At 29.8% G+C, this 16472-nt stretch carries 15 protein-coding genes; 3 read left to right on the top strand and 12 right to left on the bottom strand.

Annotated elements, in window-relative coordinates:
- Positions 1 to 101: 101 nt before the first annotated feature.
- Positions 102 to 233 carry a hypothetical protein gene (locus tag B3J31_RS05465; protein ID WP_346868115.1) on the bottom strand — a complete coding sequence of 44 codons (132 nt, stop codon included), beginning with the start codon at positions 231 to 233 and terminating at the stop codon, positions 102 to 104.
- Positions 234 to 236: 3 nt separating this feature from the next.
- Complete coding sequence (locus B3J31_RS05460; RefSeq protein WP_346873719.1) at positions 237 to 1580, bottom strand: helix-turn-helix transcriptional regulator; 1344 nt, start codon at positions 1578 to 1580, stop codon at positions 237 to 239.
- 351 nt (positions 1581 to 1931) lie between these two features.
- Between B3J31_RS05460 and B3J31_RS05455 the strand changes: the two genes are divergently transcribed.
- Positions 1932 to 3605, top strand: a complete 1674-nt coding sequence (locus tag B3J31_RS05455) for a M4 family metallopeptidase (RefSeq protein ID WP_346873718.1) — start codon at positions 1932 to 1934, stop codon at positions 3603 to 3605.
- A gap of 74 nt (positions 3606 to 3679) precedes the next feature.
- Here B3J31_RS05455 and B3J31_RS05450 read toward each other — a convergent pair whose 3' ends face one another.
- The 5 genes from B3J31_RS05450 to B3J31_RS05430 all read right to left on the bottom strand — a co-directional run bounded on the left by B3J31_RS05450 (position 3680) and on the right by B3J31_RS05430 (position 8575).
- Positions 3680 to 4621 (bottom strand): C39 family peptidase, encoded by a 942-nt coding sequence (locus tag B3J31_RS05450; protein WP_346873717.1) that lies wholly within the window; start codon positions 4619 to 4621, stop codon positions 3680 to 3682.
- Positions 4622 to 4657: 36 nt separating this feature from the next.
- Positions 4658 to 5566, bottom strand: coding sequence for a DMT family transporter (locus B3J31_RS05445; protein WP_346873716.1), 909 nt, complete (start codon positions 5564 to 5566; stop codon positions 4658 to 4660).
- Between the two features lie 154 nt (positions 5567 to 5720).
- The gene (locus B3J31_RS05440) at positions 5721 to 6515 is read right to left on the bottom strand and encodes an ABC transporter permease (protein WP_414632080.1); all 795 of its coding nucleotides are present in this window, start codon (positions 6513 to 6515) and stop codon (positions 5721 to 5723) included.
- Positions 6502 to 7269: an ABC transporter ATP-binding protein gene (locus tag B3J31_RS05435; protein ID WP_035135130.1), complete on the bottom strand. Its 768-nt coding sequence runs from the start codon at positions 7267 to 7269 to the stop codon at positions 6502 to 6504. The genes B3J31_RS05440 and B3J31_RS05435 overlap by 14 nt, the downstream gene beginning before the upstream one ends.
- A gap of 262 nt (positions 7270 to 7531) precedes the next feature.
- Entirely contained in the window at positions 7532 to 8575 is a 1044-nt protein-coding gene (locus tag B3J31_RS05430; RefSeq protein WP_346873715.1) for an ABC transporter substrate-binding protein, read from the bottom strand.
- A gap of 174 nt (positions 8576 to 8749) precedes the next feature.
- On the opposite strand from B3J31_RS05430, the gene B3J31_RS05425 reads away from it, so the two are divergent.
- Entirely contained in the window at positions 8750 to 10522 is a 1773-nt protein-coding gene (locus B3J31_RS05425; RefSeq protein ID WP_346873714.1) for a M3 family oligoendopeptidase, read from the top strand.
- A 104-nt stretch (positions 10523 to 10626) separates the two neighbouring features.
- On the opposite strand, the gene B3J31_RS05420 is transcribed toward B3J31_RS05425, so the two are convergent.
- From B3J31_RS05420 to B3J31_RS05400, 5 genes are all read right to left on the bottom strand, one after another.
- Positions 10627 to 12018: an amino acid permease gene (locus B3J31_RS05420; protein ID WP_346873713.1), complete on the bottom strand. Its 1392-nt coding sequence runs from the start codon at positions 12016 to 12018 to the stop codon at positions 10627 to 10629.
- Positions 12019 to 12377: 359 nt separating this feature from the next.
- On the bottom strand, positions 12378 to 13322 hold the full coding sequence (locus B3J31_RS05415; RefSeq protein WP_346873712.1) for a TDT family transporter: 945 nt from the start codon (positions 13320 to 13322) through the stop codon (positions 12378 to 12380).
- 15 nt (positions 13323 to 13337) lie between these two features.
- On the bottom strand, positions 13338 to 13811 hold the full coding sequence (locus B3J31_RS05410; RefSeq protein WP_346873711.1) for a C-GCAxxG-C-C family (seleno)protein: 474 nt from the start codon (positions 13809 to 13811) through the stop codon (positions 13338 to 13340).
- A gap of 116 nt (positions 13812 to 13927) precedes the next feature.
- Positions 13928 to 14608, bottom strand: a complete 681-nt coding sequence (locus tag B3J31_RS05405) for a uracil-DNA glycosylase (RefSeq protein ID WP_346873710.1) — start codon at positions 14606 to 14608, stop codon at positions 13928 to 13930.
- A gap of 161 nt (positions 14609 to 14769) precedes the next feature.
- Complete coding sequence (locus tag B3J31_RS05400) at positions 14770 to 14898, bottom strand: hypothetical protein (RefSeq protein WP_278245237.1); 129 nt, start codon at positions 14896 to 14898, stop codon at positions 14770 to 14772.
- Positions 14899 to 15112: 214 nt separating this feature from the next.
- On the opposite strand from B3J31_RS05400, the gene B3J31_RS05395 reads away from it, so the two are divergent.
- Positions 15113 to 16237 (top strand): RsiV family protein, encoded by a 1125-nt coding sequence (locus tag B3J31_RS05395; protein WP_346873709.1) that lies wholly within the window; start codon positions 15113 to 15115, stop codon positions 16235 to 16237.
- Positions 16238 to 16472 lie beyond the last annotated feature (235 nt).

Genomic DNA, 16472 nt, shown 5'->3' with positions numbered 1-16472 from the left:
CTCAGTCCTTTTATTATACTAATTTTTAATTCTATATGTAAAAAGAGCTATTTTAAAATAGATAGCTCCATATTAAAATAGCCACTTTCATTAACTATAAACTATAGTAATTCACTTGAGCTAATACTTCCTAATAGTGGTGGATGTTCTCCATTTTTAGGAATACCAATAACTGTTGCACATAGTAAAGCAAAAACTCCTAGTACACATATCTTTTTACAAAATTTACTCATTTATCAAAGCACCTCCTTTATATACATTTTATCATTGAAAGAAACAGATTGCAATAAATTTTGTATCATATACAAACATTTTTCAGCCTTTTCATATTCTTTATTTTTAAAATAAAGTTCTTGAAGTTTAGTATAATATTTTATCTTTAAATCTAAATTATTAGTGTTTTTCAAAACCTCAATAGCAGCTTCAATAATCTTTTCTAATTCTTCTCTCATATTTAATTCACAGTAAATCTTCTCAAGGAGTTCATAACCCTTAAATATATATTCATAATCATTATACTCATTAGCCTTTTCAATTCCCAGTTCTATTATCATTATAGCCTCGTCATAGAGTTTTTTACTAACATAGATATTAGCCTTTTCAATTAAGGTGTGAGATACGTTTTTATTATCAACCTTATTTCTAATTTGTTGAGATTTATTATAATAATCTAAGGCCTTAGATAACCTTTCTTCTCTTCTGTATAAGGAGCCCAAGTTGTTATATATGAGTCCTAATAACCTAGTACTTTCCTCATCATTTTCTTCCTTTACTATTTCAATTAAATCCTGAAGTATTGTAATAGCATTATCCATTTCATCTAATCCTTCATAACAGTTAGCCTTTAATATATTCACATAAACATAATTTAGAAATCCCTTATCCATGTCAATCCTATGAATAAACTTATTTATAATATCTATAGCTTCATGAAATTTATTTATACAACTATATGCTACTGATAAATTATAGGTAGAATACATTAACACTTTTTCATCCTTAAACATCTCTGCATTATATATAGCTTTATTAAAATATACAATAGCCTCTTCATAGTCAAGAAGTAAAAATTTGCAATAACCTAATCTATTATAAACGTAGCATATTTCAGTAACCAATTCTTCACCTCTTAAAATATCCATAGAATAAAAATAATTTTTATAGGCTTCTAGATATTGATTTCCTTCAAAATAAATGTCTCCTTTTCTTCTGTATACCTTGGCTTTAATTGAATTTAAGTTATATTCTTCTCCAATATTCATAATTTCGTTTAACTCATCCATTGATAAATCATTTTTAAGGACTTTTTCACAATATAAGTTGGCATCCTCTTCTACACTTCTTGAAAAATAATCTTCTTCTAGCTCTAATTCAATATTCAATTCTTTAGCTTTTTTCATAAACTTTTCAGCAATAATCTTTGATGCTTGTAATGTAATATTCCTTCTTCCGTTCTCCAATAAACCTAAATATCCTCTGGTAAAATGAGAATCTTGAAATTCTTGCTGAGTCATTCTTAGCTGTTTTCTTAATAATTTTATTTTTTTATTCCCACTTATAAACTCCACACTTCTATCCATAGCCTTCTTATTAAACCCCTTCTATACCTAAGTTTTAACTTATTATTTTCTACTTCATCTTAAATCATATCATTTTTAAATTCATACTACAATAAATTGGATACTACATTTATATATAATATGTATCTTAAATACATATTATTCCATAAAAATGTATTGTTTTTTTACATCTCATAAAAATTTAAAAGCTAAGCAAAATTTTATTTACAAAATACTACACTTTTTGCGATACATTTTGTATTATATATTGTTTCACTGTAACCTGTTAAAGTAATTTGACGTAAACTTTTTATAGCATTTTTGATACAAAAATATATAATAAAAGTATAATATTAATAAGGGGATGATCTTATGAACAAAAAACTAATCTCAATTCTTGCAACTGTAGCTTTAGCTGCAACCTTCACTTTTCAACCTGTAAGTGCACAAGGCTTAGAAAAACCTACAAAAAATAAAGCAGATATCTTAAAGGAATTCAAAAATTTAAACAAAGGTAAGGAAAAAGTTCACATTGATAACAAAGATGGAATGAAACTATTTATAAGCGGTATCCTATCTGAAACTGTAAATCCATCTTCTAGTAGCGTTATTGATTTCTTAAATGAAAACATGTCACTATTCAATATGAAAAATATTAAAAATAACTTTTCTCTTATCACTGCTGAACAAGATGATTTAGGATTTACCCATATAAAACTTCAGCAAACCTTTGATGGAAAAAAAGTTTATGGGAAAACTATAACTGCACACTTTGATAAAAATGGTGTTATTACTGGACTAACAGGAACTTTAGAAAATAGAATATCTTCAGTAACTAAAAAGAATATTAAACCCCTTACTGCAGATAAAGCTATAGAAATAGCTAAAGCTTCTAAGACATTTACTGAATTAACAGAAGAAGTAAGAGCTGAAAATTATATATACTTCGACGATAAAAATGCTTATGAAGTTTATAAAATAAACCTTGCTTATGATCTTCCTGAAATGGAAAGTTGGGAAATCTTCGTAGATGTTTATAGTGGCGATATTATAAAAACAGAAAGTTTAATAAGAGAAGCTGGTCCAGTTACTGGTACAGGCATTGCTGTAAATGGTACTACTAGAGAGTTAAATTTATACCAAAATAAAACTAAATCATATCAATTAAAAGATACCACTAAACCTATGACTGGAACTATAAACACTTATACAGCTAACTATAGAATGACAACAACTGGTACTTTAATGACAAGTTCTAGTACTACAGTTTCTGATAAAGCTGCAGTAAGCGCCCATAGCTATGCAGAAGTTGTATATGATTTTTATAAAGATTTATTTAATAGAAATAGTTTAGATAATAGAGGCATGTCCTTAACTTCTGTTGTACACTATGGCTCTCGTTATAATAATGCCTTTTGGAATGGATATAAAATGGTTTATGGTGATGGTGATGGATCCTATTTTGCACCATTATCAGGAGATCTTGATGTAGTTGCTCACGAAATGACTCATGGAGTAACTTCAAATTCTGCAGACCTTGCTTATGAATACCAATCTGGAGCTTTAAATGAATCTATGTCAGATGTTTTAGGTGTTTTGGTACAAACCTACGACAAGTACAATGTTGCAAATGGTGGTCAATGGACATTTAATTCTTCTGATTGGGTAGTTGGAGATGAAATATATACTCCAAGAATATCCGGAGATGCATTAAGAAGCTTAGCAAATCCAACACTATATGATCAACCTGCTCACATGAATAATTATCAAAATCTACCAAACACAGAATCTGGAGACTGGGGTGGCGTTCACATCAACTCTGGAATTCCTAATAAAGCTGCTTATTTAGTTGCTCAAAATATAGGCTGTGAAAAAACTGCTGATATATATTATAGAGCATTAACTGTTTATTTTAACTCCAATACAAATTTCTCTCAAGCAAGACTTGGTTTAATACAAGCTGCTACAGACTTATATGGAGCTAATTCAACTGAAGTACAAGCAGTATCTAATGCTTTAACATCAGTTGGAATTCTAGGTAACTAGCAGTACACCTATTTATAAAAATTTAAACTCTATATCTAGTATTATGATTAGATATAGAGTTTTTTTAATTTATTTTATTTATAATAGGATAATGCCTTTTTACCCATCTTTGTCCATACTGACTTAAATGTGCTTTTATCAACCTTTGCATTTTTAACTCCAGTTAAAGGATCATTATAATATATTGAATTCTCATCCATTCCTGTGATTAATACTGCATGTTGAGTAAAATAAGAATTTATAACGGTTCCATTACTGGTCCAAGTATGAGAGACTTTCGGTTCTTTAAAAGTAGATGTTATCCATACTACAATTGGTCTTCCACTTGATAGTACATTTTCCAACTCACCATAATCACAGCCTGTCAAATCTAGTGCTTTATCTGGTAAGTATTCATTTATTACTGGTGCAAGAGCCACAGGATCTATAGAATATCCAGGAGTTTTACCTGTTATATCTCCAACAAACCCCTTCTTTGGGTTTCCCCATTCTATTATACTGCCTTTTGAATCATATTTAATTGGAGTTAAATCCCTCTTTACCTTTCCAATTACAGAATCCTTACTAACGTCAACTCCTGCATAATTTAGCATCATAGTTAAGGATGTTGCCTCACATCCATTTTTATATTCTGGCAACTGATTAATTATAGCTACATCTAGATTTATTTTCTTTGATGCATTTAATGCTTTTTCTAATTCATCTTTCTTTCTCTGAAGCTCTTCTTCTTTTAATCGCTTTTCTTCAGCTTTTTTAGCTTCTGCTTCTTCCTTAGCTTTTCTTCTAGCTTCTTCTTTTGCTGCCTTTTCTTCTTCTTTTTTCCTTCTCTTTTCTTCCTTCTCAAGCCTAGCTTCTTCCTCTGAACTTATATAACTAACATTGCCCTTACTAGCTAAAAAACTCATATGATCTTGAAGAGCACTAACCTTTTTACTTTCATAAATATATATGTTAAATGTAATTGTTAATGCTACAAAGGAAAGTGCTAATATAAACAATGCAAAAAGCTTTTTCATAGTACTCCCTCCCTAGTATACAACTCCTATAGAATATTAATTTAAATCCGCCTTTTTAATATTATCGTCAAGTTCTGATTGTACTTTAGGCGGTTTAGTTGCAATATATACAGCTGCTATAATAATTATTGAACCTATTATTTGACTAAATCTCAAAGTTTCTCCAAGTATAAAGAAACTAAATATAAAAGTAACTACAGGACATAGGTTTAAGAATAGAGTAGATATACCTACATCTAATTCCTTAAAAGCAAAATTATATCCAAAGTTTCCAAAAGAAGAACATATTAATGCTAAAAATAAAAGATTTAAAATTATATTACCATTAATCATCTGGAAGTTTATAGTTTCAAAAGGTAATAAGGGTATAAATGCTAGTGTACCAAAAATAGACTGATAGGTTGTAATGGTTATGTTAGAATATTTTTTAAACAGAGGCTTTGTAATTATTAAATACCCACACCATGCTATTACGCTACCAAACATATAAAGATATCCTGATAAAGACCCACCTACTACATCTTTTCCTATAACTAAATAAATTCCAAATATAGATACTATAATACTAATTACACTTAATCTAGATATCTTTGTTTTATAAAATATTTTATCTGCTATTATTGCTGCTACAGGTAAAGTAGCTACTATTATGGATGCTGAATTAGCAGACACCCTTAATATACCATTATTTTCAAAGAAGAAATATAAGGTGATAGCAAAAATTCCACTAACAGCCAATCTTCCATAATCTTCTTTATTAACTTTCTCCTTATTTGTAAATTGTTTTATTATAATAAGTGTTACAGTGGCAATAAAAAACCTAACAAAGGCCATTGCTACAGGTGAAAATGCATCTAATACTACTTTTATACTAACAAAAGAAATTCCCCAAGCTACCACTACACCTATTAACGTTATGTACGCTAATGCTTTTTTTGTCTTCATAATTTTCCCCCTATCTGCATGCTTAATTATATCATAATCTTGTACTATTTCTATTATTAATATAAACATTTATTATACGCTAATATCTTATGTTCATATAATAAATCCACTACACTTATTTAAATCTGATAAATGTAATGGATTATTTTTTATTTTATAACTTTGTGGCATATTTTTTTTCAAAATAGTGAACTACTTCATACATTAAATAAGCAATTATTGAAAGAATAACTACACTCATCATTACCATATCTAATTGTGCTACTTGTCCTCCATATACTATTAAAAAACCAAGACCTTTTTTTGCTACTAAAAATTCTCCCATTATAACCCCTACCCAAGAAAGTCCTACACTAATCTTTAGTGCAGATATAAAAGTTGGTGTGGTAGCAGGAATGATTAGGTTAGTTAAAATTTTAAACTTTGACGCACCAAAAGTCTTTAAGAGTTTTATTTTATCTTCTTCTACTTCTCTAAATCCTGAAAGTATACTTATTATTGTAGAAATTATGGAAATTAACAATGCCATGATTATAATTGCCTTCATTCCATTCCCTGCCCAGAATATTATTATAGGTCCTAAAGCTACTTTAGGAAGTGCATTTAGTACTACAATATATGGATCTAAAACATTGGAAAGAAAGTCTGACCACCACAACATTATTGCAATTATAGTCCCTAAAAAAGTTCCTAAAGTAAATCCAATTATAGTTTCAAAACAAGTTATTGTTATATGATTAATTAAAGCTCCCTCATTATACAACTTCATAAAACTCTTAAACATTCTTAATGGTGTACTGGTTAAAAACGGGTCAATAATCTTTAAATTGCCTAATACTTCCCAAAGAAGAAAAAATGCAACTAATATAAGTATTCTAGTAAAAATAATCTTTCTTCTGTTTCTTTTTACCTTCTTTAAATATTCTTCATGTTCCTTACTTATCATCATAATCCATCTCCTTCCATATATCATTAAAATATACTCTAAACTTACTGTGTTCACGACACTTTAAAGGAGTTAGATTTTCTCCATCAAATTCTATCTTTATAATCTTCTTTATTACCGCCGGTCTTTTTGATAACACTATTACCCTAGATGACATAGACACAGCCTCTGAAATGTCATGGGTGACCATAATTGCTGTTTTACCTTCATTTTTAATTATTTCGTATATTTCATCACTGACATTGAGTCTAGTTTGATAATCTAGGGCTGAAAATGGTTCATCTAAAAGTAAAACTTCTGGGTCTAAAGCTAAGGTTCTAATTAAAGCAACTCTTTGCCTCATGCCACCTGATAACTGTCTTGGATAATGATCCTTAAACTCCCATAGATTATAGTTTTTTAATAATTTCTCTAATTTTATTTTTGCATCATCATTCATCATTTTTTTAATTTTTAATCCTATACTTACATTCTGCAATACGGTTAACCACTCAAAAAGTTGATCCTTTTGAAACATGTATCCAATTTTATCTGAATACCCTTCTTGAACACGTCCATCAACTAATATATCTCCCGATGAAGCTTCTATAAGGCCAGATACTATATTTAAAAGTGTTGATTTTCCGCATCCTGAAGGTCCAACTATACTTACGAACTCTCCACCGTCTACTGTGAAGTTAATATCTTTTAAAGCAACAGTCTCTGCAGATAGTGTATGATAATTCATGTAAACATTCTTTATCTCTATTCTATTCATATCTCCATCTCCATATCTTTATTTTTTATCTTCGTAGTTTTCTAATTTCTTTTCTATAATTACTTATAATCCTTAGCTTTAAAGTTCTTTAATATTTTATAGTACTAATATATGAGGTTATAATAAATGTTGATAATAAAACTTATACCATATATAAATAAAAGGAATATGCCTTTGAAATCCTAAAGACATGTTCCTTTAAAACTATTTATTTTTATATACAGTTTATAGATTTAAATTATGCTTAAAAATCCCTTTTTCTTTATTTCTTCATTGCCTTTTCACTAATTGAATTATTCACTATATCTTTAAATGGTGGTCTTTTAGTTAGAAGCTCAGAGTCATAGGATTCTATAATATCCATTAATCTATTCATATCCTCTTCGCTTACTGTTGGAGTTTTAGCATAGGCTTCTATTTTTTTATAATTTTTCACAACTGTTGCTATTACTTCTTCATCTGTTCCTGGAAAGAAATCCTTTATAGAATTGGCAACTGTAGCATCCTCATTAGACATTACCCACTCCTGGCCTTTCTGAATAGCCTTAACAAACCTTACCAATAAGTCTTCATTCTCATTAATATAAGATTGAACAGTATAAAAACATGTATATGGAAGGTTTCCAGCGCTTTCTCCAATTGATGCTACTACAGATCCATTTATCTCATTTGCTATTACACTAGCAGTTGGTTCAAATATTGCAGCATAGTCTCCAGTACCGCCTTTAAATGCTCCTGGAACTGCGTCAAATGCTATATTAGTAACTAAATTTAAGTCCTTTTCTTTGTCGATATTCTCATTTTTTAATACATACTCAAGAGCCATTTCAGGTACTCCACCCGGTCTTCCTCCTATAACTGTCTTTCCTTTAATGTCTTGCCATGAAAACTTATTATGTTTTTCTCTAGATACTAAGAATGATCCGTCCTTTTGAGTTAACTGGGCAAATACTACTGGATAATCTTCTCTACCTTGATTATAAATATACATTACTTGCTCTGGTCCTGAGAATCCAATATCAACACTTCCACTAATAAGTTGTTGCATAGTTTTATCTGCACCTTGGCCTGTGGAAAGTTCAATCTCAATTCCTTCTTCTTCAAAGAATCCCTCACTAATTGCTGCATACATTGGTGCATAAAAAATGGATCTAGTTACTTCATTAAGTCGTATAGTTGTTATTTTATCTTTATTCCCTTGATTTTCTTTGTCTGATGTCTTATTTTTATTACATCCTGTAAATAAGCCAACACATATAAATGCACAAATTAAAGCACTTAATAACTTAATAGTTTTCTTTCTCATAATTTCCTCCTAGAATAATATTAGTAATCCAATTTAACACTTCACTTCTCATACTCTATAATATGTAGAATAATGATTTTTGCTATTTTTATAATAGAACATTTTTAGCTTTATTTTACCATTAAAGTACTATTGTGTTATAATAGTGTTAAAATATACAAGGAGATGATAAATTTGGAACTCAATTGGAGTCTTAAAGAGCTTTATTCTTCCTTTGAATGCAATGAATTTAAAGAGGATTTGAATAAGCTCGATGTACTTATAGAAAATTTCATAACTACTACTAATAACATTATTGATAGTACAGATTCACCTGATAAGTTGTTAGAAAATTTCATATCTATGAATATAGAATTAAAAACTCTAGCAAGGAAATTAGGTAGCATGGTTCACTTAACTCTTAGTGTAGATACCAAAAATTCAGCTGCTTTAAAATATGATGATATTCTTTCTTCTAAAATTAGTAATCTAGCTGAAAGTGAAGCTAAAATTACAAAATGGATTGGAAATCTTAAAGATTTAGATAAAATAATTCAAGGTTCTAGATTACTTAGTGACCATAATTTTTTTCTTAAAGAAAAAGCAGAAAATTCAAAATATATGCTAAGTGATAAAGAAGAAGCTATAATAGCAAAAATGAAAAATACTGGATCAGATGCTTGGTGCAAACTTAAAAATGTGCTAACCTCTGGCCTTATGGTTGATATAGAACTATATGGAAAAAATAAACAACTACCTTTATCTATGATTAGAAACATGGCTTATGAAGCTGACTCAACTATTAGAAGAAAAGCTTATGAGGCTGAAATTAAGGCTTATGAAAAAATTCATGATGGTATGGCTGCTGCTATTAATGGAATAAAGGGTGAAGTTATAACACTTTGTGATATGAGAGGGTTTCCTTCTCCACTAGATAAGACTCTTTTTAATTCAAGGATGGATAGAAAAATTTTAGACTCTATGCTAGACGCTATTAAAGAATATCTACCTATATTTAGAAAATATCTCAAAAGAAAAGGCGAACTTTTAGGTCATAAAAATGGTCTACCATTTTATGATTTATTTGCGCCTATGGGTAATGCTGATATGACTTACACCTATGAAGATGGATGTAAGTGTGTAATTGATAATTTTAGAACCTTTAGTGATGACTTATCAGATTTCGCTAAAAATGCCATGGAAAAATCATGGATAGATGTTTTACCTAAAGAAGGAAAGGTAGGAGGTGCATTTTGCTCTAGACTTCCTCATGTAGGTGAGAGTAGGGTGTTATTAAACTATGGTAATACCTTTAGTGATGTAGTTACCCTTTCCCATGAGCTTGGTCATGGGTATCATGGATATTGCCTTAACAATGAAAGTATATTAAATGCACATTATCCTATGCCAATAGCAGAAACAGCTTCTAACTTCTGTGAGACTATAGTAAAAAAAGCAGCTATTAAAACAGCTACTAAAGAAGAAGCTTTCTCTATCTTAGAAACTGAAATTAGTGATTGTACTCAAGTTATAGTTGATATTTATAGCAGATTTCTATTTGAGAGTGAATTATTTAAAACAAGAAAAGAAAGTTCTCTTAGTGTAAAAGATTTAAATGAAATAATGATTAATGCCCAAAAAGAAGCTTATGGTGATGGCCTTGATTCTAACTTCCTTCATCCATACATGTGGGCTTGTAAAACTCATTACTATTATGCTGAAAATAATTTCTATAACTTCCCTTATGCCTTTGGTCAATTATTTGCAAAAGGTCTGTATGCAGAATACCTAAAGAGAGGCGATTCCTTCCCAGAACAATATAAAACCCTTCTCTCAGCAACAGGAAAAAATTCTTTAAGTGATGTAGCTAAAATAATGAATATTGATATCTCTTCTAAAGACTTTTGGATAACCTCTTTAAAAATGATAGAAGAAGACATCAATCTATTCTTAAAATATAATAGTTAAAGTAGTTAAGATTACATTAGAAATTTAAGAAAACAGTCTGATTTAAATTATTTCAAATCAGACTGTTATTATTTTGCATACTTAGTAAATTAGTAAAATCTATACTATTTCTCTAAGCCTGCAGCTTCTCTTATTTTATCTATATTCTTATCTTCTTTATTTTTCTGAAGCATCATGTAAACATATATTGGTATTCCTACAAGCATTAATATAAATCCATACATTACTACATCAGCTCCTGTTCCATATATAGCATATATAGAATAAGCAAATGCAAGTAATGAGAAGAATGAACTCTTTAAGAAGTTTATAAAGCTAAAATCTTTTGATTTCTTACATAGTAATACTATTTCAGCAGCTGCTGAGAATGTGTATGCTGGTAAGAAAGATAATGTAGCTAGTAATATCATAAAGTCAAAGGCACTTCTAAGAGACCCTACATAGTTCATTATTAAAAGTAAATTCATGCATATACTTCCTATAACAAGAGATGCCACAGGAGTATTAAATTTAGGATTTATACGTTTAAATATTGCTGGGAATAATCCATCTTCAGCTGCTCCAACAGCACTTCTAGCTGTTGTTAATAACCATCCAGAAGTTGCTCCTAAAGTAGAAATTAGTGCACCAGCTGCTATGAAAGTTCCCCCCCATGAAGCTCCTGTAGCTTTATTTATAATATCTGCTAGTGGTGCATCTGAGTTTGCAAGAGCTGCTTGATCCATAGCACCCATAGAAACAACACTCATTACGATGTATATAACAGATACTATTAATATTCCATATATAGTACTTTTTTTAATATTTTTCTCTGGATTTTTTATTTCTCCACCTGCTACTGTAGCACTTTCTAATCCTACAAAAGCCCATAGTGCTATAGCTATAGCTGATGGTAATGTTCCCATTCCGCTTACTTCTGGACTAGATACAGTCTTCATATAGCTTGGATCAAAATTTAGTGCAGCAATTACAATAAATACTACAAGTACTGCAATTTTTAATACTGTTGATATAACTCCTATTTTTCCAACATATTTTACACCATATATATTTATTAATGTAAATATCCATACCACTGCAGAAGATATCAAGAATGCTGCTAGTGGATTGTTTGCAGCTGGAACAAAGTATGTAAAATAACTCATAAATGCTGTAATTATAGCAGCATTCCCTACCCATGCACCTATCCAAAAGGACCATGCAATTAGAAAACCTGCAAAATCACCGAAGGCAGCTCTTGTATAAACAATGGGGCCTCCAGTTTTAGGCATTTTTGATCCTAAATTAGCAAAGCTTAAAGCAATAAGTAATGATCCTATTGAAGTTAAAACCCATGCTAGTATAGCTACTTTTGGGTTTGTTACTCTTGCGAAACTTGCAGGTGACATAAAAATTCCTGAACCTATTACATTTCCAACTACGATAGCTGTAGCTGCAGCTAGTCCAAGATCTCTTTTTAGTGATCCATCAGTTTGTATTCCGTCTTTTTTAGCCATTTTTTTCCCCCTATAATTGATTTCTTTTAAAAGTAGTTAATTTACTTTTAGAAACCTTAGACATTAGACATTAAATTTTCCACTCAATTATCTAGTTTAATTTAATCGATTACAAAAATCAACCTATTTTTAAATAATTTTTTATTATTTTTAAGGGAATTTTATCGACATTTATACATAGATTGTATGTTTAATGATTATTATGAACAATATTGTATTAAATGAATTTTTATCCATGATATATTTTCTACTTTCTATATAAAACTCTTCATAAAATCTATCATTAATTTTCATTAATAAGGAACAAAACTCTATGAAGAAATATTCTCCATAGAGTTTATTTAAAATTAATATTTAAATTATCTTGATATTGTAGTATTTACTTTAACTGTATCCTTTTTTAGTATAAACATTAAAAATCTTATAAGCACATATAATACTATAACAGTTGCAATTACCTCTTGAAATTTAACTACATATTTCAGCCAAGAAATTTCTTTTCCAGCTTTCATCAAAAATCCATTGGTACCCTTCATTGCAATTGCACTTATTACCATAGGGAATGTAAATGCAGCATAACTGGGATAAAATTTAAGTCTTAAACCCTGTACAAGATACACTATTCCACATATATATAATACCATTACCAATACTGCTAAAAACATAACCATATTAATATTCTTTTCTGAAAAAGAATTTAAATATGCAGCAAGTGTAAGTGCAGCTGGCGCTGCAAATATTACTGTAGTTGGAAACGCTGGTTCTGGAATTCCCTTTACTATAAGGGTTCTATAACCTAAAACAGGAACTAATACAATAAGTGAAATAAAGGCAATCCAGAAAAAAGCTTGTCCTAGTTGAGCTAATTTAAATGCTGGTGCAGTTATTCCACCTACACCTATTCCCACATATACAATAAATGTACTTGGAAACATCTTCTTAATATCAAATTTAAATATAAAGTTTTTAGTATAAAATATTATTAGGCCTATATGTATTAGTACCCCAACCCACCATAGAATAACTCCAGATGAGAAAGATATTTCTTTTAAATATGCTGATAAAAGCATAACTCCCATGGAGTAGGTAGGTATAACTGCTGCAATAACAGGATTTTTCACTTCTTCTTTTACATCTTTCCAGCAAGTTATAATCTTTATTGTAAGAAGTATTAATATTATTCCAGATATCACTCCGAGGATATTTTTAAATAATATATTGTATGATGATAATAAATTTCCTAATGAAGCTAAAGCAAGCATTACCGCTGCCATTGGCAATGGTATCTTTTTTATATAATTCATACTCATATTCCTCAACTATTCATCAATATTTTTAATATTTAATTCTCTTACAATAATTTCTGCAGCCTTCTCTGCCATTTCGCCAGTAAATCTTATGCATTGTGCTTTATGCTCACCAGATGCCATATCCATACCTTTAGTTTGAACACTGCAACATAAACATTTATGCTTTTGTCTAAAACTATCTTGTAATTCATAAGCTAACTGTAAAGCTTTAACACTCTTGGGATCTTGAGGATTACTTCCTTTAGTTCTTCCAAAAAAGTATCCAAGACATAAAACAGCTCCTGTAACAGCTCCACATGTACATTTTGATTTTCCAATACCTACTGGAAATCCAGAAGCCATGGCAATCATTTCATCTGGCATGTCTACTTCAAAGTTACTTTTAATAGATGCAACTATTGCTTCTGAACAATAAAACTCACCTTTTCTGAAATGTTCTTCTGCAACTTCTCTAACCTTTTTCACACTAATTTTTTCAATCATTACATATACCCTCTTTCATATTTAATTTATCTTCATTATAACTATTTGTTAATGAATAAACTTTAATAATTATAATATTAAATAGTTATATTTTATCTATTTGAATTTCAAATATGCTATGAATTAATATTAGGTATTTGCCAATCAATTTCTTTTTGTCCCAAGTCTTGTAATATCTCATTAGTCTTTGAGAAATGCTTGCATCCCATAAACCCTCTAGTTGCAGATAAAGGACTAGGATGTACTGAAGTTAAAATATAGTGATTAAGATTTGTAATAAACTTCATTTTTTCCTTTGCATTATTCCCCCATAATAAAAATACTATAGGCTTCTCCCTTTCATTTAATAGTGTTATTATTCTATCAGTAAAACATTCCCAGCCCTTATTTTTGTGTGAATTGGCCTCACCTTCTCTTACTGTAAGTACAGCATTCAAAAGTAATACTCCTTGTTTTGCCCAAGGAACTAAATAACCATTATTAGGAATATAGCATTCTAAATCACTTTTTAATTCCTTATACATATTTAAAAGTGATGGTGGAATTCTAACTCCAGGTTGAACTGAAAAAGATAATCCATGCGCCTGACCAGCTCCATGATATGGATCTTGCCCCAATATTACTACCTTAACATCCTCGTAAGATGTAAATTTAAGGGCATTGAAAATATTATTCATTTCTGGAAATACATTTCCAGTTTTGTATTCACTAATCAAAAATTGTCTTAATTTTATGTAATAAGGCTTATCAAATTCTCCTTTTAGCTTTTCATCCCAAGAGTTTCCTATATTAACCATTACTATCATCCTTTCCATCCATTACTTATACAATTATATTTATATAATTACTTATAAAAACTTTTATGTCAATAACTCTTATAAAAGAAAGCCCTTCTGCTACTGTGCAGAAAGGCTTTCACCATTTATTATAACAATAAAATCATTACACTATCATGATATTATTTCCGGTACTTACCCCGTTCTTTATCCCATGATAATTCTTCAGAAAATTCTTCTTTAAATTTCCTTAGTTGCTGCTTTGTTTTGGGGCTAGTAGCTATATGTGTAGATTGATAAACATTCTTCATAAGCTATTCCTCCTTCAAATTCTCGTTTCTATGAAATTCACTTAAACATTCACAGGCATGAAAACTTACTACAAAACAAATAATGATTTTATTGGTATGATAATAGTATGTCATGAAAAAAATTTTTTATGTATTTATAAAAAAATTTTTTTTGAAATCACATTCCATTTTAAATTGTATATTATGATATTGTAATACTATTAAGGAGCATGTTATGTTCATTCGGAAACCCTATGATATAAACTCACAAAATTATTATACTGATAGATACTTAGATGACGAAGAAAGCTGTAAACAGTGTTTTGACGAAAGAATAGTACCACCATTTTTTCCTGGAGGCCCTGGTCCATCAGCACCACCATGGAATCAACCACCAAGACCTCCAGGACCAAAACCTGGACCGCCTTCAGGACCACAATCTGGTCCTAGTCAATCTGGAGGACCTCCAGGGCCTCCTCCAAATATGACGCCTAAGAAATCATTTTCTTCAGGACCACAGACTAAAGCTGTATCCCCTGGATCTATAAGACCTTGTATATTCCAATTTGTATATATATGGCTTCGTAATGGAGATTCTTTTTGGGCGTGGCTTATTAATGTAGATAGACGAACTGCCTATGGATTTAGATGGACTGGTTGGAGATGGGTTTACTTTGGTATAAGCCTAAACAGAATAGATTACTTTGAATGCTTTGGTAGACGTTATACCCCACCAGAAGATAATCTTACGCCTACCTTAGAGACTCAAGTATTATCACCTTCACAATTCAAACTTGAATATCCATTTATTCAAAATGCTGAAAATGGAGATACTGCTAGTATAGTGAATCAAGAAATTATTGATTCATTGAATTCTTTATGGCTTAATGAAGTTTTAGTTCCTGAAAAAGTGAACTTTACAACAGTAGAAAGTGCTTATGAAGTTCCCCTAAATTCTGACGGTCTATTAAGTATAGTAATGTCTTTGTACACAGAAACTGAAGATAATCCAACTGGCAGTACTTTATTTACTTCTTTAACTATGGATGTTAATACTGGAGAGGTCTATGACTTTGGTAATTTATTTAATAATAGCATGAACTATACTGAAATTGTTAGTGATATAGCTACACAAAAGGCTAGTGAAATGAATATAAATTTCACTACACCATATACCGGAGTTACAGATACTCAAAAATTCTATTTAACTCCTGAAGGCTTAGTATTATATTATCAAGTTGATGAATTTACACCAGCCTCTAGTGGATTATTTAGAATTACTATTCTTTATAATGAACTTTCCAATATTTTATATCCAGAAAGTCCACTAGTTCGACTTATTCAAACTCAATTCCGTTAATGAATTACTATGATATTTAACACTTAATAAATTAATCATAAAGTAGGACTTATTTTAAAATAATTTTAAATAAGTCCTTTTCTTAATTTATTCTTAAATTTTATATGTTCTATTACTATAATTTTTAACAGAGCCTTTAACTAATTCATATTATTTAAAAGAATATATTGTATTAATATCTTTAGCTGTATAATAGTATTATATAAATATAATTTAGTTTAGAAGGTAGGTTTTA

The sequence above is a fragment of the Clostridium sp. UBA5988 genome (assembly GCF_002435615.1).
Classification (GTDB): Bacteria; Bacillota; Clostridia; order Clostridiales; family Clostridiaceae; genus Clostridium_J; species Clostridium_J sulfidigenes.
This window is presented reverse-complemented; position numbering and strand designations above follow the sequence as displayed.

What these genes read in the sequence shown, in the direction of transcription:
- B3J31_RS05465 (WP_346868115.1), bottom strand. Translation starts at nt 233, where the DNA reads ATGAGTAAATTTTGTAAAAAGATATGTGTACTAGGAGTTTTTGCTTTA.
- B3J31_RS05460 (WP_346873719.1), bottom strand. Translation starts at nt 1,580, where the DNA reads ATGGATAGAAGTGTGGAGTTTATAAGTGGGAATAAAAAAATAAAATTA.
- B3J31_RS05455 (WP_346873718.1), top strand. Translation starts at nt 1,932, where the DNA reads ATGAACAAAAAACTAATCTCAATTCTTGCAACTGTAGCTTTAGCTGCA.
- B3J31_RS05450 (WP_346873717.1), bottom strand. Translation starts at nt 4,621, where the DNA reads ATGAAAAAGCTTTTTGCATTGTTTATATTAGCACTTTCCTTTGTAGCA.
- B3J31_RS05445 (WP_346873716.1), bottom strand. Translation starts at nt 5,566, where the DNA reads ATGAAGACAAAAAAAGCATTAGCGTACATAACGTTAATAGGTGTAGTG.
- B3J31_RS05440 (WP_414632080.1), bottom strand. Translation starts at nt 6,515, where the DNA reads ATGATGATAAGTAAGGAACATGAAGAATATTTAAAGAAGGTAAAAAGA.
- B3J31_RS05435 (WP_035135130.1), bottom strand. Translation starts at nt 7,269, where the DNA reads ATGAATAGAATAGAGATAAAGAATGTTTACATGAATTATCATACACTA.
- B3J31_RS05430 (WP_346873715.1), bottom strand. Translation starts at nt 8,575, where the DNA reads ATGAGAAAGAAAACTATTAAGTTATTAAGTGCTTTAATTTGTGCATTT.
- B3J31_RS05420 (WP_346873713.1), bottom strand. Translation starts at nt 12,018, where the DNA reads ATGGCTAAAAAAGACGGAATACAAACTGATGGATCACTAAAAAGAGAT.
- B3J31_RS05415 (WP_346873712.1), bottom strand. Translation starts at nt 13,322, where the DNA reads ATGAATTATATAAAAAAGATACCATTGCCAATGGCAGCGGTAATGCTT.
- B3J31_RS05410 (WP_346873711.1), bottom strand. Translation starts at nt 13,811, where the DNA reads ATGATTGAAAAAATTAGTGTGAAAAAGGTTAGAGAAGTTGCAGAAGAA.
- B3J31_RS05405 (WP_346873710.1), bottom strand. Translation starts at nt 14,608, where the DNA reads ATGGTTAATATAGGAAACTCTTGGGATGAAAAGCTAAAAGGAGAATTT.
- B3J31_RS05400 (WP_278245237.1), bottom strand. Translation starts at nt 14,898, where the DNA reads ATGAAGAATGTTTATCAATCTACACATATAGCTACTAGCCCCAAAACA.
- B3J31_RS05395 (WP_346873709.1), top strand. Translation starts at nt 15,113, where the DNA reads ATGTTCATTCGGAAACCCTATGATATAAACTCACAAAATTATTATACT.